This is a genomic window from Micromonospora sp. NPDC049900, assembly GCF_044461025.1.
Classification (GTDB): domain Bacteria; phylum Actinomycetota; class Actinomycetes; order Mycobacteriales; family Micromonosporaceae; genus Micromonospora.
This window is the reverse complement of sequence record NZ_JBITKM010000001.1, coordinates 43,502-69,107: the sequence shown is the minus strand read 5'-3', so window position 1 is coordinate 69,107 and position 25,606 is coordinate 43,502. Positions and strand designations below refer to the sequence as shown.

The window sequence follows — 25,606 nt, the reverse complement described above, 5'->3', positions numbered from 1 at the left end:
CGAATTCGCCACCTGTTCGAATCGTGGATCGACGAAACAGGCGAGGAGCACGTCCGATGAAGCCGCACATTCTGGTCATTCACCGTTGGCGCGATCACTATGCGGGGTACGCGGAACACCTCGACCACGACCTGCACCACGTCACGTACGTCTGCACCGAACTGGCCACGGCCGCCGTACCCGCGTCGGCCTCGGCCGTGGCGCTGGTCGCCGCCACCGACCGCCTGGAGTTGGTGAGCGCCGCCGCCGACGGGCTGATCGCGCGTTTCGGCGTCCCCGAACGCATCATCGCGCTCAACGAGGGCGACCTGGACACCGCGGCCGAGCTGCGCGCCCGCCTGGCGGTGGCCGGTGACCGGCCCGACCGGCTGGCCCGGTTCCGCGACAAGCTGGTGATGGCGCAGACCGTCGTGAACGGCGGCGTCGCCATCCCGGCGTTCGCCGATGCGCCGGACACGCAGGCCGTGGTGCGGTTCGCGGACTCCCACGGCTGGCCGTTGATCGTCAAACCCCGCCGGGGCACGGCGAGCCGGGACGTGCTGCGGCTGAACTCGGTCGACGACCTGTCCATGCTCGACCGACTGCCGCCCGAACCCCGGATGGTGCAGACCTTCTGCCCGGACCAGGTCTTCCACATCGACGGCCTGTGGACCGGCTCCGCGCTCGGTCCCTGGCGAGCGTCGCGCTATGTGAACACCTGCATGGAGTTCGCCGCCGGGGACGTGCTCGGCTCGGTGGAGGTGGACGACGCCGACCTGCTCGGGCCGCTCGGCGAGTTCCTCGCCGACGCCTGCGCCGCCTTCGGCGACGCACCGTGGGTGTTCCACATGGAGGCGTTCGTCGGCACCGAGGCCGACGGCACCGTCCGGATCAACTTCCTGGAAGCCGGCTCCCGGGTGGGTGGCGCCGAGATCCCGTTCGTCTGGCGCGAGGTGCACGGCGTGGACCTGATGGAAGCGGCGATCCACATCCAACTCGGGCGCGCCCCGACCGTCCGGCAGATCACCGACCAGCGGGTCGGCGGATGGCTGCTGGTGCCGACGCCGGTGCCCGCGCCCTGCCGGATCACCGTCGCGGAACTCGACCTGCCGGAGGCCGAATGGCCCTACGCCCGGGTGATCCCGACCGTCGGCACCGAGATCCCGAGAGCCGGCGGCTACGAGCACGTCGGCGCGCGGTTCCGGTTCTCCGGCGCGGCCACCGACGACGTGGAGAAGGCGATCCGGCGTACGGCGGGCCAGCTCTGGTTGGAGTGTGTGCCCAGCCGGTCGGACCTGCCGTCGGCCCACTGACGCCCCGATGAGCACCTCGGTGTCCTGCCTCCACCAGCAGCGTGGCCCGCTCGACAGCGCCGAGTCCGCCGCGTACGAACACGCGGTGCTGGGCAGTCGGCTGCACGCCGACCGTCCGCCGCCGGAGATCGGCGTCGGCTCGGGCGAGTGGGCGCGCGCCTGCGAGAACCTGGTCCGGCGCCGTCTGCTCTCCCGGGACGAGGACGGTGGCCTGACCGCGGTCCATCCCGACGTCGCGTTGAGCATTCTCAACGCGCCGCTCACCGACGAGATCCGGCAGCGGGAACAGGCGATGGCCGCCAACAGCCGGGTGCTCCAGTCGATCGGCCGGCGGCTGGCCGAGAACGGCCGGCAGCACGACGGCGTACGGGTCGTCCAGGGTGAGAAGGCGATCCGCGACGAGATCGACTCAGCGGTTCTGCGCTGCGCCACCGAGATCCTCTCGCTGCGCCCGGGAGGTCCCCGGTCGACGGACCGGTTCAGCGCCTCCGAGGCGTCGGTGACCTCGATCCTCGTCCGTGGCCTGCGGTGTCAGTTCGTGTACCACCACACCGCCCGCGCGAATCCGGGTCTCGCGGCGCGGGCCAAGGCGGTCGCGGCGTACGGCGGCGGCATCCGCACCACGGCGGCGAGCTTCGAACGTCTGATCATCTTCGACCGCCGGGTGGCGTTCGTCCCCGTCGACGCACCGGGATCGGCGGAACACGCCGCCGCCGTCATCTCCGACGACCTGGTGGTGGAGTACCTGCACCGCACGTTCACCCACCTCTGGGCCAACGCGGTCCCGCTCGAACTCGCCGAGGACCAGATGGACGAGGTGTCGCTCGGCACCCGGATGGCCATCCTCCGGCTGATGGCCGCCGGCCTCAAGGACGAGGCCATCGCCAACCGGCTGGGCATGGCGCTGCGTACCTGTCGACGGCACATCTCCTCGATCCTCAAGGGCCTCAACGTGTCGAGCCGCTTCCAGGCCGGCGTCAGGATCGCTCAGCTCGGGATCCTCGCCGACGAGGTGGCGGACTCCGACCAGTCGGGCCGGACCGACATCAGTCCGCTCTGGTGACCCCCGCACCTCTGCCCTCCCCATCCGACAAGGAGAACCCGACGTGAAACTCCAGCGCGAGATCCTGACGCCGCAGATGGTGCAGTACGACGACTTCGCGTCCCGTGGGGAGACCCAGTACCTCCCCTACCTGATGTACTTCAACCGGCCGGACTACCGGTCGGAGGCGATCAACACCGACCGGCTGGGCTTCCGCATCTCGCACGGCGTCGACGAGCAGGCCTCGGTCGGCAGTACTCTGCCCGACGGGCCGGTCCGCCTGCTGGTCGGCGGTTCCGTCCCGCTCGGGTACGGCTCCACCAGCGACGCGACCACGATGGCCTCGCGGTTGTGGACGAAGCACGCCTCGTCCCGTCCGTGGCTTACCTATGCCGGGCACTGCTACAACTCGACCCAGGAACTGCTGCTGTTCCTGCTCTACCGGCACCTGCTGCCGCCGGTCGAGGAGATCGTCATCCTCAGCGGCTTCAACACGCTGGTGATGTCCCGGCTGGTCGAGATGCACCGCGCCGACCAGGGGCCGTTCTACTTCTGCGGCGAGTTCTTCGAGCAGATGGAGGAGGTACGGGCCCGGCACCGCAAGACGTCGCGGAGCTTCGGTCGTCGGGCCAGGTCGGCCGTACCCTCCTGGCCGTCGCCGGACGAGGTCCGTCCCGAGCTCGACGAGGCGATCGCCAGCGCGGTCGACCTGGTCGGTCGGCACCTCGCGAGCTGGCAGGTGCTCGCCGCCGCCACCGGGGCGCGGGTCTCCTTCGTGTTGCAGCCGATGGCCACCTGGTTGCGGGCCGAGCCCGCGCCCGAGGAGAAGCTGATCTTCGACGAGTTGGACCGGATCTCCAAGCTGGGCACCTGGGAGGCCCTCTACGGCGACGTCTCCTCGGTGGCGGCCGGGCAGCGGTACGCCGACGCGCTGGCACCGGCCTGCGAGCGGCAGGGCGTCCGTTTCGTGAACCTCAACCCGGTCCTGCGCGCGGCGGTGACCGACAAGTCCTGGCTGTACGTCGACCGGGCCCACCTCACCGACGAGGGCAACGACATCGTCGCCGCGCTGCTCGCCGACCAGCTCGGCCTCTCCTGAACCGACAGCGATGACCCCTCAACCCACGAGAAGGTGCGGAACGCGATGTTCAGAGTAGCGGTGATCGGAGGCCGTCCCGCCCCGATCAAGGGAGCCCGGGACCTGGGCGTCGACATCGTCCTGGTACACCAACCCGGGCAGTACGAGGAGTCGATCCGCCCGCACTGCGAGCGGATCGTGCACGCCCCGCTGGCCGACGGCGAGGCGATGCTCGACGTGCTGCGCCCGCTGCACTCCGAGCGCCCCTTCGACCGGGTGCTGACCGTCTCCGAGCCGTGGGGTGTGCCCACCGGACACGTGGTGGACGGCCTCGGCCTGCCCGGCACCTCGGAGAAGACGGCCCGCCTACTCAAGGACAAGGCGCTGATGCGCGAGCGGCTCGCCAAGTACGACCTGAGCCCGGTCCGGTACCGGGTGGTGCGCTCCGAACGCGAGGCGCGGGACTTCCTCGCGGCGGTCGGCGGACCCGTCGTGCTCAAGCCGGTGGACGGCGCGGCCAGCCGGAACATCCTGCGGGTGGCGGACGCCGCTGAACTCGGCCACGCCTGGCGCGTGCACACCGAGGCCGGGAACACCTCGGTGCTCGCCGAGGAGTTCCTCTCCGGGCCGGTGGTGAGCGTGGAGTCGTTCTCCTACGCCGGTCGGCACCTGCCCGTCGGCTACTCCGAGTACCTGGTCAACTCGTACCACGTGGAGTGGCAGGTCAGCGTGCCGAGCCGGCTCGTCGAGCCGTACCTGCCGGAGCTTCGGGACCTCACCGTGCGCCTGCTGGACGCGGTCGAACTCACCGAGGGCCCCTCGCACAGCGAGTTCGTCCTGACCGAGCGAGGTCCCCGCGTGCTGGAGTCGCACGCCCGGATGGGCGGCCACGCCATCCCGGAGCTGGTCCGCCGGGCCTACGGCCTGGACCTGGCCCGGATGTGGCTGACCGTACCGTTGGGCATCGACGCGTTGCCCGCCGAGTCTCCGCAGCCCACGGCGGGTGCCGCCATCCGGTTCCTGCGGCCCGAGCCCGGTGAGATCCGCGCCGTCACGGTCGCCGAGGACATCCCGGCGGTGGTCAAGCGGGTACCGCCCGGCGAGTTGACCGACGTGTACCTCCCGCTGCTCGGTGAGCTGGTCGACGTACCGGTCGGCGCGGTCGTGCACAAGAATCCGGGCGACGTGATCACCCCGATCCAGACGCTCGCCGACTGCAGCTCCGGCTACGTGCTCGCCACCGGCGCGGACGCCGAGTCGGCGGTCGCCACCTGTGTCCTGGTGGACCAGCAGATCCAGTTCCACACGTGACGCTCCTGCGGCACCACGACTTCCGGCTGCTGTGGGTCACGCAGACGCTGGGGCAGTTCGGCGCGCACTTCAGCCGGGTCGGCCTGCCCCTGGTGGCGATCCTGGCCCTGGACGCCACCGCGTTCGAGGCCGGGCTGCTGGCGACGTTCCAGACCGTGGCGTTCCTCGTGGTCGGCCTGCCCGCCGGGGCGTGGGTCGATCGGCGGCGCAAGCGCCCCGTCATGATCGCGGCGAACCTCGGGCGCGGTCTGCTGTTGGCCTGGGTGCCGGTGGCCGCCTACCTGGACGTGCTCTCCCTGGCCCAGTTGTACGTGGTCGCGCTGGGGGTGAGCGTGGGGACGCTGCTGTTCGAGACCGCGTACGTGAGCTACCTGCCGCTGCTGCTGGAACGCGGGCAACTGGTGGAGGGCAACGCGAAGCTGGAGAGCACCCGGTCCGTGGCGCAGGTCGGCGGTCCCACCCTCGGCGGCTACCTGACCCAGTGGCTGGGAGCGCCGCTCGCGGTGCTCACCGTCGCGGGCGGTTATCTGGCCTCGGCGGTGGTCCTGACGCTGATCCGGATGCGGGAGGCCGTTCCCGCCCGTGGCACCGACCGCCACCTGGTGCGGGAGATCCGACAGGGGCTGTCGTTCGTCTTCGGGCACCGGTCCCTGCGTGCGCTCGCCGTCTCGGGCGCCCTGTTCAACCTCGGGGTCTTCGTCACCGGGACCGTGGTGGTGGTGCTGCTCGCCCAGCAGTTGCGCATCGCTCCCGGGACGGTCGGCCTGTGGTTCGCCGTCGGCGGGATCGGCGGGTTGGTCGGGGCGTTCGTCGTCCGGCGGGTCAGCGCCCGGATCGGGCCGGGGCCGGCGGTCTGGGTCGGGATGGCCGTGGCCGGTGTCGCCGGTCTGGTCGTGCCGCTCGCCGACGCCGACTGGCGGCTCTGGCTCGCCGGGGCGGGCAACGCGTTGGTCTCCACCGGCCTGGTCATCAACAACGTGAACAGCATGGCCATCCGGCAGCAACTGTGTCCGCCGCAGTTGCAGGGCCGGATGAACGCCACGATCCGCTTCCTGATCTTCGGGGCCATGCCGGTCGGTTCGTTCCTCGGGGGGTTCCTCGCCGAGCACGTCGGGCTCCGGGAGGCACTCTGGGTCGGGGCCGTGCTCAGCCTGGTCGCCGTCCTGCCGGTCTACCTCTCGCCGCTGCGGACCATGCGTGGCCACCCGGACGACGACGATCCGGGTACGCCTCGGGACAGCGCCCCGCCCGGACGTCGGGCACGTCCACGCGACCCGGACGGCGTGGCCTCGCGGTGAACCGGGCTTCCGTCCGGACGGCCGGGTGTGCCATCCTGACTCCAACAGTTCTAGAACAGTTGGAGTCCAGATGACCGATCTGACCGTGCTGCCCAACGGCAGCGTCATGGCTGATCCCGGCGAGCGCGGCAGATTCGGCGGGCACGGGGGCCGGTTCGTCCCCGAGTCACTGATCCCCGCCTGCACCGAGCTGGAGGCGGCGTTCCGGGAGGCGTGGGCGGACCAGCGCTTCCGCAGTGACCTCGACCGCCTGCTCGCGGTACACGCCGGACGCCCGACCGCGCTCACCCCGGCCTGGCGGCTCTCCGCGGAACTCGGCATCAACGTGCTGCTGAAACGGGAGGACCTCGCCCACACCGGCTCGCACAAAATCAACAACGTGCTCGGCCAGGCCCTGCTGGCCCGCCGGATGGGCAAGACGCGGCTGATCGCCGAGACCGGCGCGGGCCAGCACGGCGTCGCCACGGCCACCGCCGCCGCGTTGCTCGGCCTGAAGGCGACCGTCTACATGGGGGCCAAGGACGTCGAGCGTCAGGCGCTCAACGTCTTCCGGATGGAGCTGCTCGGTGCCGAGGTCGTTCCGGTCACCGGCGGCAGTCGCACCCTGAAGGACGCCACCAGTGAGGCGCTGCGGCAGTGGGTCACCCGGGTCGACGACACCCACTACTGCATCGGCTCGGTGATGGGCCCGCACCCGTACCCGTGGATCGTGCGGGAGTTGCAGCGGGTGATCGGCGAGGAGGCGCGCGCCCAGTGCGCCGCCGAGCTGCGCACCGGTGTGCCCGACTACGTGGTCGCCTGCATCGGTGGCGGCTCGAACGCCGCCGGCACCTTCGCCGGCTTCGTCGACACCCCGGCCCGGCTCGTCGGCGTGGAGGCCGAGGGTGGGGCGGCGGTCGCGTTCGGCCGGGTCGGCGTGCTGCACGGGTTCCGCTCGTACGTCCTCCAGGACGAGCACGGCCAGGTCAGCGAGGCGCACTCGATCGCGGCCGGGCTCGACTACCCGGGCGTGGGTCCGGAGCACGCCTTCCTCAACGACTCCGGCCGGGCGCGGTACGTCACCGTCAACGACGCCGAGGTCATCCCGGCGGTCCGGCGGCTGGCCCGCACCGAGGGGATCCTGCCCGCCCTGGAGTCGGCCCACGCCATCGCCTGGGTGATCCGCGCCGCGGAGAGCGGCGAGCTGCCACCCTTCAGCACCGTGCTGGTCGCGCTCTCCGGCCGTGGCGACAAGGACATGCACACCATCCGGGAGAGCGCATGAGCGGCAAGCTGCTGGTTCCGTACGTGACCGGGGGCATCCGACCCGACTGGACCGGGTACGTCGAGGCGTACGCCCACAGCGGCGCGGACATGATCGAGATCGGGCTCCCGTTCTCCGACCCGATCCTCGACGGGCCGACGATCCAACAGGCGTCCTACCGAGCCCTGCAACAGGGGGCCACGGTGCGGTCGATCCTCGACGATCTCGCCGGGGTGCACGTCGACGTACCGCTGATCGCCATGACCTATTACAACCTGGTGATGCACGACCCGGCGTTCTGCGCGGACCTCGCGGCGGCCGGGGTCAGCGGGCTGATCGTGCCCGACGTGCCGATCGACGAGGTGGACGAGCTGGCGGCCGGTGCCACGGCGGCCGGGGTGGACCTGGTCCTGCTCGCCGCGCCCACCACCCCCGCCCCTCGGCTGGCCACCATCGCGCGGCGCAGTCGCCGCTTCGTCTACGCCGTCTCGGTGATGGGCACCACCGGCGAGCGCGACCGGCTCGCCGAGGACGCCGCCCGGCTCGCCCGCGACCTGCGGGCCCTGACCGACCTGCCGGTGCTGCTCGGCTTCGGCATCTCGCGGCCCGCACACGCGGTGGAGGCGGCCGAGGCCGCCGACGGTGTCGTGGTGGCCTCGGCACTGATGCGGATGGTGCTCGACGGCGCGGACCCCGCACAGGTCGGGGCCGTGGTCGCGGAGTTCCGGGCGGCGTTGGACGGCGTGGGCGTACCGATCCCCGGGTGACCGCGCGCCGGGCCGGTGCCCGCTGCGGCCGGTCGTCGACCGTGGGCCACACTGGGCACCGGTACGGCCGCAGGGACGGGAGACGCCCATGGGTGAGGCGACGGTGGGTGGTCGACCGTCCGCGCGCTACCGGCAGATCGCGGCCGACCTGGCGGCCCGGATCCGGCAGGGCGAGTACGAGCCCGGCGAGGCGCTGCCGGCGCAGCGTGACCTGAGCGCGCACTACGGCGTCACGCTGATGACGTTGCGTCAGGCTCTCCAGGAGCTGTCCGACGAGGGACTCATCGTGCAGCAGGCCGGGCGGGGCACCTACGTCACCCCGGTCCAGGCCGCCTATCGCGTGGACACGCTGCGCAGCTTCACCGAGGACCTGCGCGAGCAGGGCCACGACGTGGTGACCCAGGTGTTGTCCGGTGCGATGCGCCGACCGCCGGCCTGGGTGGTCGATCGGTTCGGCGACGGTGGCGGCGAGCGGGCACTGCGGTTGGAACGGCTGCGCCTGCTCAACGGTCGTCCCGCCATCCACCAGGTCTCCTGGGTCCGGCCGCCGTACGGGACGGCGATCCGGGACCGCGACTTCGTCCGGACGTCGCTCTACGCCGCGCTGGCCGACGCCGGGGTCGCCATCCTGCGCGCCTCGGAACGGATCGTGCCGTCCCTGCTCGCCGCGCCGGCTGCCGGGCACCTGCGCCAGCCTGCCGGCAGCCCGGTCTTCGTCAGCGAACGGACGACGATCGCCCTCGACGGGACCGCCGTGGTGGTGGACCGCGCGGTGGTCGTCGGCGACGCCATGGAGATCCGCGCGGAGCGGGCGGCGACACGGTTGTCGGTCCGCTGGGGCGCCGTACGCTCCCCGGTCGTGCCGGGCGACGGCGCTCCGTAGGACTCCCCGTCTCCTGCCGGTGGCCGGAGACGGCAGCAAGGTGCCTGGCCACTTCTGGCCTCCGCGACGGCGTTGTTACCCCCTGTCGCCGTGCGGCATCGTGAGGTCTCGGGTGCCCGACGACTGGGCGTGGCACCCGATCCGACCGCGAGCTGGGGATTCGCGGCGACCCCTCATGATCGGAGCCGTAGATGACCCGCGCACTCCGGGTGGCCCGTCACCATCTCAACGACCGGACCCGTGACCTGCTCGCCAAGGAACTCACGGCTGCGGTCTGCGACATCGAACTGGACTCGGACGCCCACGAGGCGATCCTCGCCGGTATCGGCGCACACGCCCTGCAGACCCACCTGCCCGGCGAGATCCTCCAGGCACTGACGTTCTACCCGGCCACCGGTTCACACGTCCTGACCATCGGCAACCTGCCGCAGCAGGAGTTCCCGGCCACGCCGCGCGACGGCTTCACCGCCGAACCCGCGATGGCGGTGACCAACGCCCTGCACTTCGGTCTGCTGCAACTGCTCTCGCTGACGCCGTTCGCGGTCGACTACGAGAACACCGGCCGATACATCCGCAACGTGGCCCCGAACCCGGCGGCGGCGGGCACCACCAGTTCGTGGGGGGCGGATTCGGAGTTCTCCTGGCACACCGACAACCCGCACCTGCCCTTCGGCGGCAAGGGCGTCGACCCGCGCCGGTACGTCCCGCGCTACCTCAGCTTCTATGCGGTCCGCAACGACGAGCAGGTGCCGACCGAGGTGCTCGCCATCGAGGAGGCCGTGGCCGCGCTGGACGGGGCCACCGTCCAGGAGTTGCAGTCGGCCCAGTTCACCGTGGGCCCGCCCGCCTCCAACGACGAGACGGCACCGCTACGGGACACCGCGCTGCTGGAGCAGAGCTACGAGGGCACCCGCGCCCGGTTCGACCGGGGCACGGTCTCCCCGACCACGCCCGCGGCGACCGCCGCCCTCGACCGGTGGGTACGAGCCCTCGACCAGGCGCGGTCCGAGGCGTTCGTGCTGCGCCCCGGCGACTTCCTGATCTTCGACAACTACCGGGTGCTGCACCGCCGTCGGGCGTTCCGACCCGGTCCGGCGGACACCGCCCGCTGGCTGCGCCGCTGCTATGCAAGCTGACCCGGACACCAGGAGGACGATCATGGGCAAGTATCGCGTCGCCGTCATCGGTGGGATGCCCGCGCCGATCCACGGCGCCAAGGAACTCGGCATCGACGTCGTGCTGGTGCACGAGGAGGGCAAGTACGAGCCGTCCATCCTGGCGCACACCGAGCGGGTCGTCCACGCCCCGCTGGACGACGGTCCGGCCATCCACGCATCGCTCAGCCCACTGCACGCCGAGCGCCCGTTCGACCGCGTGATGACCACGACCGAGGTCGCCGCGATCTCCTCCGGCTACGTGGTGGACAGGTTCGGCCTGCCCGGCGTCACCGAGTTCACCGCCCGCGCGCTCAAGGACAAGTCGCTCACCCGGGAGTGCCTGGCCAAGGCCGACGTCGAGCACGTCCGCTACCAGGTGGTCAACTCGGTCCAGGAGGCGGTCGCGTTCCTGGAGCAGGTCGGCGGGAAGATCGTCCTCAAGCCGATCGACGGGGCGGCGAGCCTGCACATCAAGGAGGTCGGCACCCCGGAACAGGTGGCCGTGGCCATGTCGGAGCTGGCCGCCGCCGGCATCACCGCCCCGATGGCCGAGGAGTTCCTCTCCGGCCCGGTGGTGAGCGTCGACTCGTTCTCCTTCGAGGGCCGGCACCTCACCATCGGCTACTCCGAATACCGGATGAACGACCGGTTCGTCGAGTGGGAGGTCAGCACGCCGAGCCGGGTCGCCGTGCCCTACCTCGCGGAACTCCGGGAACTCACCGCGAAGCTCCTGGACGCCGTCGGCGTCACCGAGGGGCCGTCGCACAGCGAGTTCGTGCTCACCCCGAACGGACCCCGGGTGCTCGAATCCCACGCGCGCCTGGCCGGCAGCGGCGCGCCGGAGCTGGTGCGACGCGCGTTCGGCCTGGACCTCAACCGCATGTTCCTGACGGTGCCGCTGGGCATCGACGAACTTCCGCTCGAATCGCCCGCACCAATCGGGGGCGCGGTCGCACTCTTCCTGACCCCGAAACCGGGACCGATCACGTCGATCGCCGTCAGCGAGGACATCCCGGCGACGGTACGCCGCATCCCGCCCGGCGAGTCGGCCCGGGTCTTCATGCCGTACCTGTTCGAGCTGGGCGCCGAGGACACCGCCGTGGTCATCACCAAGAACCCCGGCGACGAGGTCGCACCGCTGTTGACGGTCGCGGACTGTAGCAACGGCTACATCCTGGCCTCCGGCACGGACGCGCTCGACGCCATCGCCAAGGCCGAGGCGATCAACGCGAAGATAGACTTCGTCACCGGTTGATGAAGGAGAACACCATGAAGCGCACCGCGGTGGTGACGGGCGCCAGCAGCGGGATCGGGGCGGCCACGGCACGCCGACTGGCCAAGGACGGATTCTTCGTCGTGGTGGCGGCCCGCCGGTTGGACCGACTCGAAGCACTGGCGGCCGAGATCGGTGGGCGGGCCGTCGCGCTCGACGTCACCGACCAGGCGTCCGTCCAGGCCCTCGCCGCCGGGCTGGACCGCTGCGACCTCCTGGTCAACAACGCGGGCGGGGCGGTGGGCGCCGACCCACTGGCCACCACCTCGCCCGCCGACCTGATGCGGAGCTTCGAGATCAACGTTCTGGGCATGCTGTACGTGACCCAGGCGCTGCTACCGCTGCTGCGCGCCTCCGACGCACCGACCATCGTGACCGTGACCTCGACGGCCGCGCACGTGACCTACGAGTCCGGCGGCACCTACACCGCCGCCAAGCACGCGGAACACGCGCTGGTGGAGACGCTCCGGCTGGAACTCTGCGGTGAACCGGTGCGGGTCATCGAGATCGCACCGGGCATGGTCCGCACGGACGAGTTCGCGGTCAACCGGTTCGACGGCGACGCGGACAAGGCCGCCGCCGTGTACGCGGGCGTGGACCGACCGCTGGTGGCCGAGGACGTCGCCGAGTGCATCGCCCTGACGGTGGCGCTTCCCGGCCACGTCAACGTGGATCGTCTCGTCGTCCGCCCGGTCGCCCAAGCCGCCCAGCACAAGGTGTACCGCCAGCCGATCTTCGGGAGCTGACGGACGGGACGTCGTGCTGAGTCGCGCCGCGAGCGGTGCGACTCAGCCCAGGTCCTCGGGTCTCACCTTTCCCCGGGTGACAAGACTCTTCGCCAGACGAACCCGCCCCAGCAGGATCGCGTGCACGTAGCTGAGCATCAACAGCACAGCCGGAATGATGTCGCCGCGTTCAACCAGCACATAGGCGATGAAGACCCCGTAGAGGACCACCGGCAACGCGAAGAGCCACAGCGGATAGCGCAGGTGGTTGCTGAGTGAAGAATCGAAGAGTTTGGGCACGAGATCATTAGATCTCATTCGGCAATCACGCCTCACTCGCTTGCCTCTGCGGCGGTTCGTCAACCGGACAGTCGACGCCGCACCTCTCGACCGTGATCGCCCGATCACCGGATGCTGCTCTCGGGGCCAGCCTCGTCGGAATACCTCTGACGGTCGTGGTCACCACCACTTGGGGTAGTGCCGCAGTACCCGGTCCGCCGGTTCCGGTGACTTCGACCTGCGTTCCCGCCACTCCTGCACAAGGTCCGGGCCGTGCACGAGGGCGCCTGCGGCCAGCAGAAGCAGTGACCCGTACCGTCCCGACCACCCGAACCACAGGCCGAGTGCGGCCACCAGCCAGAGCAGGAAGCCGAGGCAGAGCAGTACGGGTCGGAGGCGTGGGCGGCGCACGACTCTCAGGCTACGGCTCGCCGCAGAGGAGATGCACCGCCTACGGAGCTCGGCTCGGGACAATGCGGTGTGGGCGGTCCGGGGACGACGCGGCCAACCGTCAGAGATCGCCGCGATGGTGGAAGGAGGGCGTCGACGTGCCCGTGCATCCGCGCTACCTGGAGATCGCGTCAAGGATCCGCGAGCGAATCGAGGGCGGCGAGTGGCTTCCCGGTGCCCGGTTGCCTCGCCTCGACGACTTCGCGGCGGAGTACGGGGCGAACCGGGACACCGTCGTCCGGGCCATCGCCGAACTGGAGACCGCGGGTTTCGTGTGGGCGGTCCAGGGGCGGGGCATCTCCGTGCGCCACGACACGCTGCGGCCCCGCCGACCGCGTGGTGACCTGGTCAAACGCAACGAGCGGGTGACCGGCTACTCGTTTCCGTCCGCAAGCAGCCGGGAGGTGTGGGTCCGTCACGGCACTGCCACGAACGCGCCAGCCCGCTTGGAGAATCCGCGGATCGCCATGCTCCTGGGCGTCGATCCCGGCACGGAGGTGCTGCGGAGATTCCGGGTGACCGGGCCGGCGTCGGAAGCGCCCTTTCAGATCAACGTCACGTGGATTCATCCGCGCATCGCTGACACCGTCGCTGGCCTCGGTGCAAGCCCGGCGGCGGGCGAGTGGCTGAGTCGCATCGAGAAGGCCGGACACTGGCCGATCAGGTGGATGGAGATCCACCGCGCGCGAATGCCCGGCACGGAGGAGGCCGGCCTGCTGGAGATCCCGACCGATCTGCCGGTACTGGAGATCGTGCGCGTCGGCACGTCAGGGACAGATGATCGGCCGGTCGAGGTCACCGAGTGCGTGGTGGCGAGCGACCGGGTCGAGACCGTCCATGTCCTGCATCGTGACGAGAACGCCCACCAGCCCTGGCCACCCGAACCGCTCGCACGTGCCTGAAGAGGGGGTACGTGATGTCCGGTGTTCCTCAGATGACGCAGCGCCGGTCGCGAAAGGGCTGATCGGTATGGCACTCGACCAAGGCGGCCTGGACGACGTCGCCGTGGTGTCGGCCGGACGGGAACTCGATCTCACCGAGAACCGCGACGCCCCGGTGAGATCGAGCCCGTGCGAGAGACTCCCTCGACGCCACAACGCCTGCGCCGATCAACGGTTACCCGTTCAGCAGGCGGTGTATCCCTTGCCCTTCTTCGACCAGGCACACTTGTCGATCAGCTTGCCGCTGGCGTTGCGCAGGTACGCGGTGTCGCCGGTGTTGTTCCAGACGTAGTTGCCCGAACCCCAGTAGCGGTTCTTGGCGGTGTTCTTGCCCTTGCCGGTCCGGATGACCACGCTCTTGCCCTTGGCGAGCTTGACGTCCCCGGTGAACGTGTAGACGTGGTTGGCCTTGTCGCGCAGCGTCCAGTTCTTCAGGTTGATGGTGCGGGCGCGCCGGTTGGTCAGCTTCACGTACTCGGCGTTCAGGCTGGCGTTCGAGCGGGTGTCCGTACCCGGCGAGTCGTAGTAGACCTTCGTGATCTCGATCGCCGGGGTGGCGGCCTGCGCCGGGGCGGCGACGGCGAGCGAACCGCCGAGCGCCACGGCGAGCGCGGACACCAACCCGATGAACCTTCTCGACATGCGTGTTACCCCCACATGATGCGCGCCGAAGTTCGGCGCGGACACGTCACGCCGACGCGTGACGGAGCGAGGTTAACGACGAGTTACGGCAACATGGGTCCCGCTCGCACCCGCGCCGCCGAATACGGCCACGCGGGTGTCGATTAGCGTCCAGCCGGCTCGACCCGGCCCGCCGGTCCGGTTGTGCCGACTCGACCGGAGTTCCGGGCCGACCGCACGAAAGATGATCGACGGCTGTGCGTTCGATGTCCATCGAGGACCGGAAGGCGAGCCACCGGAGCCGTCACGGCGTGCAGATCGAACCGCCATTGAGGAATCCTGATACACCGGAGGGCAGTCCTCGGAAGGGAGTGTCCGGTGCACCAGGAGACACGGAACCTGGCCTTGGATGCGGCGCTCGCCGATGCCGCCGCCATCCGCGCCACGATCGAACGCAAGGCCAACCACAATCAGAACCTGATCAGCCTGTACCTCACCGCAGTGGCGGCGGTCGCCGGTGTGGTGCTCTCCGAGAAGGCGGACGTCCGGCTGCTCCTCCTCCTTCCGATGCTCAGCGCCGCGCTGGGTCTGAGCGTCGCCGCGCAGTATCGCGACGGCCGCATCGCCGGGGCCTATCTCGAAGAGGTGCTCCGACCGGCCATCGCCAGGCACACGGGCGACGACTCCCTGTTCGGCTGGGAGACGTACTACCGGATGCGCAAGCACGACGGTCATCTGGCGCAGGCATTCGCCCTGGGGCTCATCTTCCCCGGTGTGTCTGCGCTCGCACTGGCCTTCACGCTCCCGAGCATGCGGAACTGGACGGATCGTGCCGCCTGGGCCATCGGCGCAGGAATGCTGCTCCTGTTGATCGTGGGCTGGAGTCCGCGCCTGATCGAGATGTTCCGGGCCCGGCGTCACCGCAGGCCGACGATGCCACCGGCCGCCGTCGACGAGCCGTCGGACGCGACGCTTGCCGGCTCACCCTGACCAGTTTCAGAAGCCGCAGGTCTTTCCGGCGGTGTGGCTGACCTGGACGGTGTGCGTGACGCAACCGTCAGCGGTGGCCCGGTGCAGCAGGAACGCGGTCGGTTCGTCGACCCAGCCGATCTGCTGGTGCTCGTCGGTGGTCAGGGTGGCCTGCCGCCAGGTGCTCGGGGCGACCGTGAGCACCGTGCCGGCGTACGTCGCGGTGACCGACCGGTGCACGTGACCGGCGGCGACGCGTACCACGTGGGGGTGTCGGAGCAGCACCTCGGCGAGGGCCGGGCCGTCGGCGAGGCGGATGGCGTCGGCGGCCGGGATGCCGACCTCGATCGGCGGGTGGTGCAGGCAGACCACGGCCGGTACGCCGGGGCGGGCCGCCAGCACCGCGTCGAGCCAGGCGAGCTGTTCGTCGCCGAGCCGGCCACCGTCCGCCCCGGGGACGAGCGAGTCGAGTACGACAAGCGTCCCCTCGGGCTGCTCGACCTGGTAGTACGCCGAGAAGCCGCCGCCCAACCAGCCGGTGCCGCCGAACGCGTCGAGCAGCGACTCCCGGTCGTCGTGGTTGCCGGTCGCGAGGTGCACCGGCAGCGGGAACCGGCCGATCACCTCGCGCAGCAGGGCGTACTCGTCGGGGCGACCGTGGTCGGCCAGGTCGCCGGTGATCACCACGCAGTCGGGTCGGGGGTCGAGGGCCAGCACCCGGCCGAGCGCGCGGTGCAGCCCGGCGGCGGCCTCGGCGCCGAGCACGCCGGTGGTCAGGTGCGGATCGCTGAGGTGTGCGACGAGCATCGGGCCTCCACTCGACCGGAGACCTCACGCTATCGCCGCAGACGTCCGTGCGTAGCCCACAGCCTGCATCCACAGCCTGTGGATAGCACATGTGTACGAGCCCAGCCCGCTCCCGGTTTCCGGTGAGTACGCTTGGTCATCCTCCCGGTGCCGCCGGGAGACGTACCCGACCTGGAACGACGTGCGAGTGGATCATCAGCAAGTCCTCCGCGACGTGACGGTGCGCCTGCCGATGGCGTCGACCGTCGCCGAGGTGTGTCAGGCCACCGTCGAAGCGCTGGCCCGTCACACCCCCGCCACCATCGCCGTCCTGCTGCACGTGCACGACCGGCTCCGGTGCGTCGCCGCCACCGGCTCCTGGCAGGTCTTCGCCACCGTCGCGCCGGACGCCGGGATCGTCGGTCGGGCCTACACCGGTGGCGCGACCGTCGTCGCCCCGGACGTGACGACCGATCCCGATCACATCCCGGTACGCCCCGACGTCACCGCCGAGGTGTGCGTACCGGTGCCGGATCCGGCGGGGCGGGTCATCGGCGTACTCGACGTGCAGTGGACCGGCCCGGCCGACCTCGCCGCCTGGCGGACCAGCGCCGAGCGCGTGGCCGCCCGCCTCGGCGCGCGGATCGTCGCGCTGGGCGGGCCGACCGAGAGCCGCAGCGAGAAGCTGCTCCGGCACGCCGCCGCGATGACCGCCGCCGGCACCGAGTGGGACCTGATGACCGCCGCCATCGGGGCGGCCCGGGACGTCTCCACGCTCGGCGCGGCCGTCCTGGTGCTCGGCGGCCGGGGTGGCGTACGGCTCGGTGCCCCGACCGTGGCCCCCGGAGAGTTGGAGTGCCGGATGCGGGCCGAGCTGACCGAGGCAGGCCCGGAGGCGCTGCGCGGCATCATCGACCGGGCGCACCGGTACGGGGCCGGGTACACCCTCGGCGAGGCGGGCCACCCGCCGACCGTGGAACACGAGCCGCTGGTCCGCGCCGGTGTCCGGACGCTGGTCACGGTGCCGGTGGGTCCGGCCCGACGCGGCGGGGTGCTGCTGGTGGCCGACGACCGGCTGCTGCGCCCCGACCCCACCACGGTCAACCTGCTGGAGCTGCTGGCCGGTCAGGCGTGGAGCTGCCTGGACCGGTTGCGCACGCTGGACCGGCTGCGCGAACAGGCCAGCTCCGACCCGTTGACCGGGCTGCGGCACACCGGCCCGTTCGGGCAGCGGATCGCCACCGCGACGCCGGGACGGACCGCGCTGCTCGCGATCGACGTGGACGGCTTCAAGACGATCAACGACACGTACGGGCACCAGGCCGGTGACCGGGTGCTGGTCGGCCTGGCCCGGGCGTTGGAGGGCGCGCTGCGCCAGGGCGACGAGCTGTACCGGGTCGGCGGCGACGAGTTCGTCGCGGTGATCGAGGTGAGCCGTCCCGAGGAGGCCGTCCGGGTGGCCGAGCGGCTCACCGAGGCCGCCCGCCGGATCGGCCGCACGATCAGCGTCGGTGTCGCGCTGCCCCGGCCGGGCGAGTCCCCCGAGGTGACGTTGCGCCGCGCCGACCAGGCGCTCTACGCCGTGAAACGGCAGGGTCGCGACGGCGTACGCCTCGCCGCCGCCTGACCGGCCCCGCCGGTCAGCGTCGGGTGAGTTCCTTGGCCAGGAGTTCGGCGATCTGGGCGGTGTTCAGGGCGGCACCCTTGCGGAGGTTGTCGCCGGTGACGAAGAAGTTCAGCGCACGGGGATCGTCGAGGGCCCGACGGATCCGGCCGACCCAGGACGGGTCGGTGCCGACCGCGTCGATCGGCATCGGGAACTCCCCGGCGGCCGGGTCGTCGACGACGATCACACCGGGGGCGTTGCGCAGCACCCCACGCGCCCCCTCGGCGTTGATCTCGGTGCCGAAGACGGCGTGCACCGCGACCGAGTGGCCGGTGAGCACCGGCACCCGTACGCAGGTGGCGGTGACTTTCAGGTGCGGTGTACCGAGGATCTTGCGCGACTCGTCGCGCATCTTCATCTCCTCGGAGGACCAGCCGTCGTCGGCCGGTGTTCCGGCCCACGGCACCACGTTGAGCGCCATCGGTGCGGGGAACGGGCCGAGGTCGTCACCGACCGCCTGCCGCACGTCGCCGGTACGCGAGCCGAGCAGCCGGTCGCCGGCCACCTTGGCCAACTGGTCGTGCAGCGTGTCCGCGCCGCGCTGACCCGCCCCGGAGACCGACTGGTACGAGGCGAGGACCAGCTCGCGCAGGCCGTACTCGCGGTGCAGCGGGGCGACCGCGACGATCATCGCGAGGGTGGTGCAGTTCGCGTTGGCGACGATGCCCCGGGGGCGGTGCTGGACCTGCTCTGGGTTGATCTCCGGCACCACCAGCGGGACGTCCGGGTCCATCCGGAAAGCGCCCGAGTTGTCCACCACGATCGCGCCCCGGCGTACCGCGATCGGCGCCCAGTGCGCGGCGACCTCGTCCGGTACGTCGAACATCGCCACGTCGACGCCGTCGAACGCCTCGGCGGTCAGCGCCTGGACGGTCGACTCCTCGCCCCGGCAGCGGACCCTGCGCCCGACCGACCGCTCGGAGGCGAGCAGGCGGATCTCACCCCAGACGTTGCGACGCCCGGTGAGCAACTCACACATCACGGTGCCGATAGCGCCCGTCGCCCCGACCACGGCCAGGGTGGGCAGCCCGGCCATCCGCGTTACCGTCCCGTTCCCGCGTACACCACGGCTTCGGTGTCACCGCCCAGGTCGAACGCCTCGTGGATGGCGCGGACGGCTGCGTCGAGGTCGGTGTCCCGGCAGACCACGGAGACCCGGATCTCCGAGGTGGAGATCATCTCGATGTTCACGCCGGCCTGGCCGAGCGCGGCGAAGAAGCCGGCCGCGACGCCCGGGTGCGAGCGCATCCCGGCGCCGATCAGCGAGACCTTGCCGACGTGGTCGTCATAGAGCAGGCCCTTGAAGTTGACCGACTCCTGGATCTTGCTGAGCGCGGCCATCGCGGTCGGGCCGTCGGTCTTCGGCAGGGTGAAGGAGATGTCCGTGCGCCCGGTCCCCTCGGTGGAGACGTTCTGCACGATCATGTCGATGTTGATCTCGGCGCCCGCGACCGTGTCGAAGATCCGCGCGGCGGCGCCGGGCTCGTCGGGCACCCCGACGATGGTGATCTTGGCCTCGCTGCGATCGTGGGCGACGCCGGTGATCAGTGCCTGCTCCACAGGAAGCTCCTCCGTCGATCCGATGACCATGGTGCCGGTGTTGGTCGAGTATGACGAGCGGACGTGGATCGGCAGTCCCGCCCGGCGGGCGTACTCCACGCTGCGCAGGTGCAGCACCTTCGCGCCGCAGGCGGCCAGCTCCAGCATCTCCTCGTAGGTGATCTGCTTGATGTGCCGGGCGTTGGTGACGATCCGCGGGTCGGCGGTGAAGACGCCGTCCACGTCGGTGTAGATCTCGCACACGTCCGCGTGCAACGCGGCGGCCAGCGCCACGGCGGTGGTGTCCGAGCCGCCCCGCCCCAGGGTCGTCACGTCCTTGGTGTCCTGCGAGACACCCTGGAACCCGGCGACGATGACCACCGCGCCCTCGTCCAGCGCGCCCTTGAGCCGCCCCGGCGTGACGTCGATGATCCGCGCCCGGCCGTGCACCGAGGTGGTGATGACACCCGCCTGCGATCCGGTGAACGAGCGGGCCTCGTAGCCCAGGTTGTGGATCGCCATGGCGAGCAGCGCCATCGAGATCCGCTCCCCGGCGGTGAGCAGCATGTCCAGCTCGCGCCCGGGCGGCAGCGGGCTGACCTGGTTGGCCAGGTCGAGCAGCTCGTCGGTGGTGTCGCCCATCGCCGACACGACCACGACGACGTCGTCGCCGGCCTTGCGAGCGGCCACGATCCGTTCCGCCACCCGCTTGATCCGCTCGGCGTTGGCGACGGAGGATCCGCCGTACTTCTGCACCACGAGTGCCACGACGGCGCACTCCCTCCCGGTTGCCCTGAGCGTGCCGACGCCGCCGGCACCGGGGCCGGCGGCGCGGGTCGGACGACCTCAGGGTATCGGGCCGCTCTGACCGCCGGGTCAGGTGATCCCACGATCCGGCCCGGCGCGGCGGGCGAGGTGGTGTGCGACACGCCGGGAAGGCCGACCTTTCCGGGGGTGTCCGTAAGCGCACCCAACGCCGAGAATGGCCGGGTGTACGTCGCCCATCGTCCCGCCGTCCGCCTGACCGCCCCGATCGCGTTCGCCCTGCCCGTCCTGCTCGCCGGCTGCTCCTCGGACCCGCCGGACGACCCGCCGCCACCGCCGAGCACCGCGCCCCGACCGGCCGGCCAGGACGCGGCCCGGGACGAACTGGCCGCGCTCGCCGCCGCCGCGCAGGACCGGCACCTGATCGCCCGGTACACCCTGCGGGTGGCCGACACCCCGGACCGCACGATCGTGGTGACCAGCGCCAACGACGGCAGTTGGCGGGTGGACGTACCCGGCGGGGCGCTCGGCGGCACGGCGGACATCTCGCTCGCGGCCACCGCCGACGGGCTGTTCCAGTGCGCGCTGCCGACGGCGACCCGGCCCGAGCCCGCGAGCTGCGTACGCGTCGGCGAGCGCGACGACACGCTGCCCCGCCGGATCGACCCCCGGGTGCAGCATCCGTTCACCGACTGGCTGGACGTGCTGACCGACCGGCGCGCTCCGCTGTCGGTCTCCCCCGCGATGGCCCCACCCGAGGCGACCGGCACCTGCTACTCGGTGGAGACCACCGCCGCCTCGATCAACCCGCCGCTGGACGTCGGTATCTACTGCTTCGACGCCGACGGCACGCCGACCGCGGTCCGCGCGGCGTTCGGCACCCTGACGCTGGCCGGTCCGCCCGAGCCCGCACCGGCAACCGTGCAGCTCGCCGGCCCGGTGGTAGACGGCGAACCGCTGGGCATGGAGGCCCCGCCACCGCCGCCGTCCGACCTCGATCCGGGCGGCACCGCCCCGGGTGACCCCACGCCGAACGGCACGGCACCGGGCGGGATCGAGCCGGGCGGCACCGCACCGACCGGCGGCGGGTAGGCCGGGTGGACTCCAGCTCGCGTCGCCGGTCCCGGCCTGTACGGTCCGGTCGCCCGATCCGCGCCGTCGACCACGACGTCCGCTTCGGCGTCCCGGGTCGGCACCGGGTCTCGACCGCGCCGCCAACGCCGGGGCGGCCGTCCCGTTACGGGTGTCGTTTCCCACATTCGGCCACCCTGACATCACTACCAAATCCCCCATAGGGGACGCTTCTACGCATGACCGACCTCACCCCCGTGCTGGCCTTCCGCTGGAGTCCCCGGTCCTTCGACCCGGTCGCGGAACTGCCCCGGGCCGAGGCGGTCGCACTGCTGGAAGCCGCCCGATGGGCGCCGTCGGTCGGCAATCGGCAGCCCTGGCGGTTCGCCCTCGGGCACCGGGACGACCAGACCTTCAAGCGGATCCTGGTCAACCTCGCGCCGACCGAGCAGCGGTGGGCCGGACGCGCCGGGGCCCTGCTGCTCGGCGCGTACCGGCGAACCGAGCAGGCGTTCGCCGCGTACGACCTGGGGCAGGCGGTGGCCCACCTCACCGTGCAGGCCACCGCGCTGGGACTGCACGTCCGCCAGGTGACCGATTTCGACCGGGCCGGGCTGATCGCCGACCTCGACCTTCCCCGCGACGTGCGACCGTACGTGGTGGTGGCGGTCGGCCAACTCGGCGATCCGTTGAGCCTTCCCGCCGACCTGCTGGCCGATGAGACCGCCCTGCGGCACCGTCGCCCGCTCGCCGAACTCGTTCTGAGCTGCGGCGAGACCGTCGACTGAGCCGTTGGGCGCAATTTCCATCCCATACTCCGGACGGGCCTTTCCCAGGCCAGGTGCCATCACGTAGGGTCACCCTGTCATGTGGCAGGCGTACCTCCTCCTTGGTCGCCGCGACGAGGCCTGACGGCCGGCACCTCGTCGCGGAGTCGAACCGCGCCGCCAGCACAGTCCCGGATCTTTCGCTCGGCACCCCGTGCCGACCCCCGTCGCTGACGTCACATGACCCCAGGAGAAGTCCGCCATGGCTCACCCAGCCGGCACCACCGACGTTGATTCCGATGCCATCGCCCGGCAGCGTCCCAGCCAGATGCCGTACCGCCGGTACCAGCCCTACCAGCAGCAGTTCCGCATCGACCTGCCGGACCGCACCTGGCCGACCCGGCACGTCGAGACCGCACCGCGCTGGTGCGCCGTCGACCTGCGCGACGGCAACCAGGCGCTGATCGACCCGATGTCGCCGGAGCGCAAGCGCCGGATGTTCCAGCTCCTGGTGCAGATGGGCTACAAGGAGATCGAGGTCGGGTTCCCGTCGGCCAGCCAGACCGACTACGACTTCGTCCGGCAGCTCATCGAGCAGGACATGATCCCCGCCGACGTCACCATCCAGGTGCTGACGCAGTGCCGGGAGCACCTGATCGACCGGACCTTCGAGGCACTGCGCGGCGCGCGCCGGGCGATCGTGCACTTCTACAACTCCACCTCCACGCTGCAACGACGGGTGGTCTTCGGGCTGGACCGCGACGGCATCGCCGACATCGCCACCACCGGCGCCCGGCTCTGCCAGAAGTACGCGGAGATCCACACGCCGGACACCGAGATCCACTACGAGTACTCGCCGGAGTCGTACACCGGCACCGAGCTGGAGTACGCGCTGGAGGTCTGCGCCAAGGTCATCGAGGTCGTCGACCCCACGCCGGACCGCAAGCTGATCGTCAACCTGCCCGCCACGGTCGAGATGGCCATGCCGAACGTGTACGCCGACTCGATCGAGTGGATGCACCGGCACCTGCCCCGGCGCGAGAGTCTGGTACTCAGCCTGCACCCGCACAACGACCGGGGCACCGGCGTCGCCGCCGCCGAACTGGGCCTGCTGGCCGGCGCGGACCGGATCGAGGGGTGCCTGTTCGGCAACGGCGAGCGCACCGGCAACGTCGACCTGGTGACGCTGGGCCTGAACCTCTTCTCCCAGGGTATCGACCCGATGATCGACTTCTCCGACATCGACGAGGTCAAGCGGGCCGTCGAGTACTGCAACCAACTGCCCGTGCACGAGCGCCACCCGTACGCCGGTGACCTGGTCTACACCGCCTTCTCCGGCTCCCACCAGGACGCCATCAACAAGGGCTTCGCCGCGCTGAACGCCGACGCGGCGGCGGCCGGCGTACCGGTCGACGACTTCACCTGGGCGGTGCCGTACCTGCCGGTCGACCCGAAGGACCTGGGCCGCAGCTACGAGGCGGTGATCCGGGTCAACTCGCAGTCCGGCAAGGGCGGCGTCGCGTACATCATGAAGACCGAGCACCAGCTCGACCTGCCCCGGCGGCTCCAGATCGAGTTCTCCGGCGTGGTGCAGCAGGTCACCGACCACGACGGTGGCGAGGTCGGCCCGGACACCATGTGGCAGATCTTCGCCACGCAGTACCTGCTCGACCACCAGGTCGACCCGGCGGTGACGCTGACCGAGTACGTCATCGGCAGCGCCGACGGCAAGGTCGAGATCACCGCACAGGTCGGGGTCGGCGGCCAGGCCCGGTCGGTGACCGCGATCGGCAACGGCCCGATCGACGCGTACGTCAACGCGCTGGGCTCGGCCGGGGTGAGCGTCCGGGTGCTCGACTACCACGAGCATGCGCTCTCCTCCGGTGGCGACGCGCAGGCGGCTGCGTACGTGGAGTGCGAGGTGGACGGGCGGACGGTCTGGGGCGTCGGCATGGACGCGAACATCGTCACCGCCTCAGTCAAGGCGGTCACCAGCGCCGTCAACCGCGCCCGTCGCTGACCGCCGGCCTGGATGTAAGGAGGGGTCCCCTGCTATCGCCTCGTGCATAGCAGGGGACCCCTCCTTTCACCTGTCCCGGGCGGCCGAGTCGTCCGGGGTGGAGACCGGCATGGAGTGGCAGGGTTGTGCGGGCGGTGGACGGCGGGTCGGACGACGTACCAGCAGCACGGCGATGACCGCGCCCGCCACCAGCAGACCGGCGCACCAGAGCAGCGCGCCCCGGTAGGCGGCGGTGAGTTCGGCGGGCTGCTCGTAGCCCGTCCCGCTGAGCCCGACCAGCAGCGGCAACGCGGCCACCGCCAGCAGACCGCCGACCCGGGACGCGGCGTTGTTGAAGCCGCTGGCCACCCCGGCGAAGCGGTCCGCCACGGCGGCCAACACGGACGCGGTCAGCGGCGCCACCACCAGGGTCAGCCCGGCGCCGAACAGCACCACCCCGGGCAGCACCTGCCGCCAGTACGACGCACCCGCGTCCACCTCGCGCAGCACCAGCAGCCCGACGGCGGCCAGCACCGGGCCGACGGTCAGCGGCAGCCTCGGCCCGATCTTCGCCGACAGCGCCCCGGCCCTCGGCGAGCCGATCAGCAGCAGCACCGTCATCGGCAGCAGCGCCAGGCCGGTGAGCAGAGCCGACCAGCCGACCACGTTCTGCAGGTAGACGGCGAAGAAGAAGGTGAAACCGCCGAGCGCGGCGTACACCAGCACGGTGAAGACGTTCAGCACCGAGAAGAGTCGGCTGCCGAACAGGCCGGTGGGCAGCATCGCGGTTTCGCCGCGACGCCGTTCCACCCCGACGAACGCCACCGCGGCCAGCACCGCGACCACGGCCGCCACCAGCACCGCCGGTGAGCTGATCCCGCGACCCGGCGCGTCCACCAGCGCGTACGTGACCCCGGCCAGGGCCAGCGCGCCGAGCAGCGCACCGGCGATGTCGAAGCGTCGGCCCGTTCCCCGGCTACGCGAGGCGCTCTCGTCCCGGCTCTCCGGCACCCAGCGCAGCGAGGCCAGCACCACCAGCACGGCCAGCGGCAGGTTCAGGAAGAAGATCCACCGCCAGGAGAGCGCGTCGATCAGCCATCCACCGATGAACGGGCCGAGCGCGGTGGAGACGCCGGACAACCCGGACCACGCCCCGATCACCTTGCCCCGGTCGTCCGGGTGGAAGCTCGACTGGAGCAGCGACAGCGAGCCGGGCGTGAGCAGCGCGCCGCCGGCACCCTGGAGGAAGCGCGCGGCCACCAACCAGTCGGTACGCAGTGCCAGCCCGCACAGCACCGAGGCGACGGTGAACCAGACCACGCCCAGCAGGAAGATCCGGCGTCGCCCGAAGCGGTCCCCGAGCGCCCCGCCGAGCAGCACGAACGCGGCCAACGTGAGCAGATATCCGTTCACCGTCCACTGTAGTCCCGCCACCGAGGCGCCCAGCTCGGCGCCGAGCCGGGGCAGGGCCACGTTGACCACGGTGGTGTCCAGGAAGACCATGCCGGAGGCCAGGACGGCGGCGGCCAGGGTGCCTCGGCCGGCGTGCGACTTCAGCCGGAGTGCGGGCGCGGTTTCGGGCATGACTACCAATGTGCCGTGCGCCATACGTGAGACACCACGAATCGCCGAAACTGGGCCCGGGTACTGTGCGGGATCGCCAAGAGCCCGCAAGCTGGAGAGG

Annotated in this window: 24 protein-coding genes; 17 read left to right on the top strand and 7 right to left on the bottom strand. The window is 71.2% G+C overall.

Annotated elements, in window-relative coordinates:
* Nucleotides 1-56: 56 nt before the first annotated feature.
* The 11 genes from ACIBMZ_RS00315 (at nucleotide 57) to ACIBMZ_RS00265 (ending at nucleotide 12,090) form a co-directional block, all read left to right on the top strand.
* A complete protein-coding gene (locus ACIBMZ_RS00315) occupies nucleotides 57-1,292 on the top strand; it encodes an acetyl-CoA carboxylase biotin carboxylase subunit family protein (RefSeq protein WP_396689691.1) in 1,236 nt (411 codons plus the stop codon).
* A 7-nt stretch (nucleotides 1,293-1,299) separates the two neighbouring features.
* On the top strand, nucleotides 1,300-2,355 hold the full coding sequence (locus ACIBMZ_RS00310) for a LuxR C-terminal-related transcriptional regulator (protein WP_396689689.1): 1,056 nt from the start codon (nucleotides 1,300-1,302) through the stop codon (nucleotides 2,353-2,355).
* Between the two features lie 43 nt (nucleotides 2,356-2,398).
* Complete coding sequence (locus ACIBMZ_RS00305) at nucleotides 2,399-3,433, top strand: SGNH/GDSL hydrolase family protein (RefSeq protein ID WP_396689687.1); 1,035 nt, start codon at nucleotides 2,399-2,401, stop codon at nucleotides 3,431-3,433.
* A 45-nt stretch (nucleotides 3,434-3,478) separates the two neighbouring features.
* A complete protein-coding gene (locus ACIBMZ_RS00300) occupies nucleotides 3,479-4,723 on the top strand; it encodes an ATP-grasp domain-containing protein (protein WP_396689685.1) in 1,245 nt (414 codons plus the stop codon).
* Complete coding sequence (locus ACIBMZ_RS00295) at nucleotides 4,720-6,021, top strand: MFS transporter (protein WP_396689683.1); 1,302 nt, start codon at nucleotides 4,720-4,722, stop codon at nucleotides 6,019-6,021. Before ACIBMZ_RS00300 ends, ACIBMZ_RS00295 begins: the two co-directional genes overlap by 4 nt.
* Before the next feature lie 70 nt (nucleotides 6,022-6,091).
* Entirely contained in the window at nucleotides 6,092-7,285 is a 1,194-nt protein-coding gene (gene trpB / locus ACIBMZ_RS00290; protein WP_396689682.1) for a tryptophan synthase subunit beta, read from the top strand.
* Nucleotides 7,282-8,031: a tryptophan synthase subunit alpha gene (gene trpA / locus ACIBMZ_RS00285; RefSeq protein ID WP_396689680.1), complete on the top strand. Its 750-nt coding sequence runs from the start codon at nucleotides 7,282-7,284 to the stop codon at nucleotides 8,029-8,031. The genes trpB and trpA overlap by 4 nt, the downstream gene beginning before the upstream one ends.
* Nucleotides 8,032-8,119: 88 nt before the next feature.
* Nucleotides 8,120-8,914 (top strand): GntR family transcriptional regulator, encoded by a 795-nt coding sequence (locus ACIBMZ_RS00280; protein ID WP_396689678.1) that lies wholly within the window; start codon nucleotides 8,120-8,122, stop codon nucleotides 8,912-8,914.
* Nucleotides 8,915-9,105: 191 nt separating this feature from the next.
* Nucleotides 9,106-10,050, top strand: coding sequence for a TauD/TfdA family dioxygenase (locus ACIBMZ_RS00275; protein WP_396689676.1), 945 nt, complete (start codon nucleotides 9,106-9,108; stop codon nucleotides 10,048-10,050).
* Nucleotides 10,051-10,072: 22 nt separating this feature from the next.
* Nucleotides 10,073-11,326: an ATP-grasp domain-containing protein gene (locus ACIBMZ_RS00270; protein ID WP_396689674.1), complete on the top strand. Its 1,254-nt coding sequence runs from the start codon at nucleotides 10,073-10,075 to the stop codon at nucleotides 11,324-11,326.
* A gap of 14 nt (nucleotides 11,327-11,340) precedes the next feature.
* The gene (locus ACIBMZ_RS00265; RefSeq protein ID WP_396689672.1) at nucleotides 11,341-12,090 is read left to right on the top strand and encodes an SDR family oxidoreductase; all 750 of its coding nucleotides are present in this window, start codon (nucleotides 11,341-11,343) and stop codon (nucleotides 12,088-12,090) included.
* A 42-nt stretch (nucleotides 12,091-12,132) separates the two neighbouring features.
* Here the strand turns inward: ACIBMZ_RS00265 and ACIBMZ_RS00260 are convergent, their stop codons facing one another.
* Together ACIBMZ_RS00260 and ACIBMZ_RS00255 are read right to left on the bottom strand one after the other, a co-directional pair.
* The gene (locus ACIBMZ_RS00260; RefSeq protein ID WP_396689670.1) at nucleotides 12,133-12,369 is read right to left on the bottom strand and encodes a hypothetical protein; all 237 of its coding nucleotides are present in this window, start codon (nucleotides 12,367-12,369) and stop codon (nucleotides 12,133-12,135) included.
* 159 nt (nucleotides 12,370-12,528) lie between these two features.
* Complete coding sequence (locus tag ACIBMZ_RS00255; protein WP_396689668.1) at nucleotides 12,529-12,759, bottom strand: hypothetical protein; 231 nt, start codon at nucleotides 12,757-12,759, stop codon at nucleotides 12,529-12,531.
* A 62-nt stretch (nucleotides 12,760-12,821) separates the two neighbouring features.
* Between ACIBMZ_RS00255 and ACIBMZ_RS00250 the strand changes: the two genes are divergently transcribed.
* Complete coding sequence (locus ACIBMZ_RS00250; protein WP_396690929.1) at nucleotides 12,822-13,700, top strand: GntR family transcriptional regulator; 879 nt, start codon at nucleotides 12,822-12,824, stop codon at nucleotides 13,698-13,700.
* Between the two features lie 222 nt (nucleotides 13,701-13,922).
* Here ACIBMZ_RS00250 and ACIBMZ_RS00245 read toward each other — a convergent pair whose 3' ends face one another.
* Nucleotides 13,923-14,381: a lamin tail domain-containing protein gene (locus ACIBMZ_RS00245; protein WP_396689666.1), complete on the bottom strand. Its 459-nt coding sequence runs from the start codon at nucleotides 14,379-14,381 to the stop codon at nucleotides 13,923-13,925.
* A gap of 384 nt (nucleotides 14,382-14,765) precedes the next feature.
* On the opposite strand from ACIBMZ_RS00245, the gene ACIBMZ_RS00240 reads away from it, so the two are divergent.
* Nucleotides 14,766-15,350 (top strand): hypothetical protein, encoded by a 585-nt coding sequence (locus ACIBMZ_RS00240; RefSeq protein WP_396689664.1) that lies wholly within the window; start codon nucleotides 14,766-14,768, stop codon nucleotides 15,348-15,350.
* Nucleotides 15,351-15,356: 6 nt separating this feature from the next.
* Here ACIBMZ_RS00240 and ACIBMZ_RS00235 read toward each other — a convergent pair whose 3' ends face one another.
* Nucleotides 15,357-16,136: a phosphodiesterase gene (locus ACIBMZ_RS00235; protein ID WP_396689662.1), complete on the bottom strand. Its 780-nt coding sequence runs from the start codon at nucleotides 16,134-16,136 to the stop codon at nucleotides 15,357-15,359.
* Nucleotides 16,137-16,368: 232 nt separating this feature from the next.
* On the opposite strand from ACIBMZ_RS00235, the gene ACIBMZ_RS00230 reads away from it, so the two are divergent.
* A complete protein-coding gene (locus ACIBMZ_RS00230; protein ID WP_396690927.1) occupies nucleotides 16,369-17,742 on the top strand; it encodes a diguanylate cyclase in 1,374 nt (457 codons plus the stop codon).
* A gap of 13 nt (nucleotides 17,743-17,755) precedes the next feature.
* Here ACIBMZ_RS00230 and ACIBMZ_RS00225 read toward each other — a convergent pair whose 3' ends face one another.
* Together ACIBMZ_RS00225 and ACIBMZ_RS00220 are read right to left on the bottom strand one after the other, a co-directional pair.
* On the bottom strand, nucleotides 17,756-18,817 hold the full coding sequence (locus ACIBMZ_RS00225) for an aspartate-semialdehyde dehydrogenase (RefSeq protein ID WP_396689660.1): 1,062 nt from the start codon (nucleotides 18,815-18,817) through the stop codon (nucleotides 17,756-17,758).
* A gap of 5 nt (nucleotides 18,818-18,822) precedes the next feature.
* Nucleotides 18,823-20,088: an aspartate kinase gene (locus tag ACIBMZ_RS00220; RefSeq protein ID WP_396689658.1), complete on the bottom strand. Its 1,266-nt coding sequence runs from the start codon at nucleotides 20,086-20,088 to the stop codon at nucleotides 18,823-18,825.
* Between the two features lie 222 nt (nucleotides 20,089-20,310).
* On the opposite strand from ACIBMZ_RS00220, the gene ACIBMZ_RS00215 reads away from it, so the two are divergent.
* The 3 genes from ACIBMZ_RS00215 (at nucleotide 20,311) to leuA (ending at nucleotide 23,943) form a co-directional block, all read left to right on the top strand.
* Entirely contained in the window at nucleotides 20,311-21,177 is an 867-nt protein-coding gene (locus ACIBMZ_RS00215) for a hypothetical protein (protein WP_396689657.1), read from the top strand.
* Between the two features lie 218 nt (nucleotides 21,178-21,395).
* Nucleotides 21,396-21,944: a nitroreductase family protein gene (locus ACIBMZ_RS00210; protein WP_396689655.1), complete on the top strand. Its 549-nt coding sequence runs from the start codon at nucleotides 21,396-21,398 to the stop codon at nucleotides 21,942-21,944.
* 241 nt (nucleotides 21,945-22,185) lie between these two features.
* A complete protein-coding gene (leuA, locus tag ACIBMZ_RS00205) occupies nucleotides 22,186-23,943 on the top strand; it encodes a 2-isopropylmalate synthase (protein WP_396689653.1) in 1,758 nt (585 codons plus the stop codon).
* Nucleotides 23,944-24,009: 66 nt separating this feature from the next.
* On the opposite strand, the gene ACIBMZ_RS00200 is transcribed toward leuA, so the two are convergent.
* Nucleotides 24,010-25,506, bottom strand: coding sequence for an MFS transporter (locus tag ACIBMZ_RS00200; RefSeq protein WP_396689651.1), 1,497 nt, complete (start codon nucleotides 25,504-25,506; stop codon nucleotides 24,010-24,012).
* Between the last annotated feature and the right edge of the window lie 100 nt (nucleotides 25,507-25,606).

Bases quoted from the DNA above. Each gene is read 5' to 3' on its own strand.
- ACIBMZ_RS00235 (WP_396689662.1), bottom strand. From the start codon at position 16,136: ATGCTCGTCGCACACCTCAGCGATCCGCACCTGACCACCGGCGTGCTC.
- ACIBMZ_RS00315 (WP_396689691.1), top strand. From the start codon at position 57: ATGAAGCCGCACATTCTGGTCATTCACCGTTGGCGCGATCACTATGCG.
- ACIBMZ_RS00210 (WP_396689655.1), top strand. From the start codon at position 21,396: ATGACCGACCTCACCCCCGTGCTGGCCTTCCGCTGGAGTCCCCGGTCC.
- ACIBMZ_RS00300 (WP_396689685.1), top strand. From the start codon at position 3,479: ATGTTCAGAGTAGCGGTGATCGGAGGCCGTCCCGCCCCGATCAAGGGA.
- ACIBMZ_RS00310 (WP_396689689.1), top strand. From the start codon at position 1,300: ATGAGCACCTCGGTGTCCTGCCTCCACCAGCAGCGTGGCCCGCTCGAC.
- ACIBMZ_RS00245 (WP_396689666.1), bottom strand. From the start codon at position 14,381: ATGTCGAGAAGGTTCATCGGGTTGGTGTCCGCGCTCGCCGTGGCGCTC.
- ACIBMZ_RS00270 (WP_396689674.1), top strand. From the start codon at position 10,073: ATGGGCAAGTATCGCGTCGCCGTCATCGGTGGGATGCCCGCGCCGATC.
- ACIBMZ_RS00280 (WP_396689678.1), top strand. From the start codon at position 8,120: ATGGGTGAGGCGACGGTGGGTGGTCGACCGTCCGCGCGCTACCGGCAG.
- ACIBMZ_RS00250 (WP_396690929.1), top strand. From the start codon at position 12,822: ATGCGGTGTGGGCGGTCCGGGGACGACGCGGCCAACCGTCAGAGATCG.
- ACIBMZ_RS00200 (WP_396689651.1), bottom strand. From the start codon at position 25,506: ATGCCCGAAACCGCGCCCGCACTCCGGCTGAAGTCGCACGCCGGCCGA.
- ACIBMZ_RS00275 (WP_396689676.1), top strand. From the start codon at position 9,106: ATGACCCGCGCACTCCGGGTGGCCCGTCACCATCTCAACGACCGGACC.
- ACIBMZ_RS00230 (WP_396690927.1), top strand. From the start codon at position 16,369: ATGGCGTCGACCGTCGCCGAGGTGTGTCAGGCCACCGTCGAAGCGCTG.
- trpB (WP_396689682.1), top strand. From the start codon at position 6,092: ATGACCGATCTGACCGTGCTGCCCAACGGCAGCGTCATGGCTGATCCC.
- trpA (WP_396689680.1), top strand. From the start codon at position 7,282: ATGAGCGGCAAGCTGCTGGTTCCGTACGTGACCGGGGGCATCCGACCC.
- leuA (WP_396689653.1), top strand. From the start codon at position 22,186: ATGGCTCACCCAGCCGGCACCACCGACGTTGATTCCGATGCCATCGCC.
- ACIBMZ_RS00265 (WP_396689672.1), top strand. From the start codon at position 11,341: ATGAAGCGCACCGCGGTGGTGACGGGCGCCAGCAGCGGGATCGGGGCG.
- ACIBMZ_RS00225 (WP_396689660.1), bottom strand. From the start codon at position 18,817: ATGGCCGGGCTGCCCACCCTGGCCGTGGTCGGGGCGACGGGCGCTATC.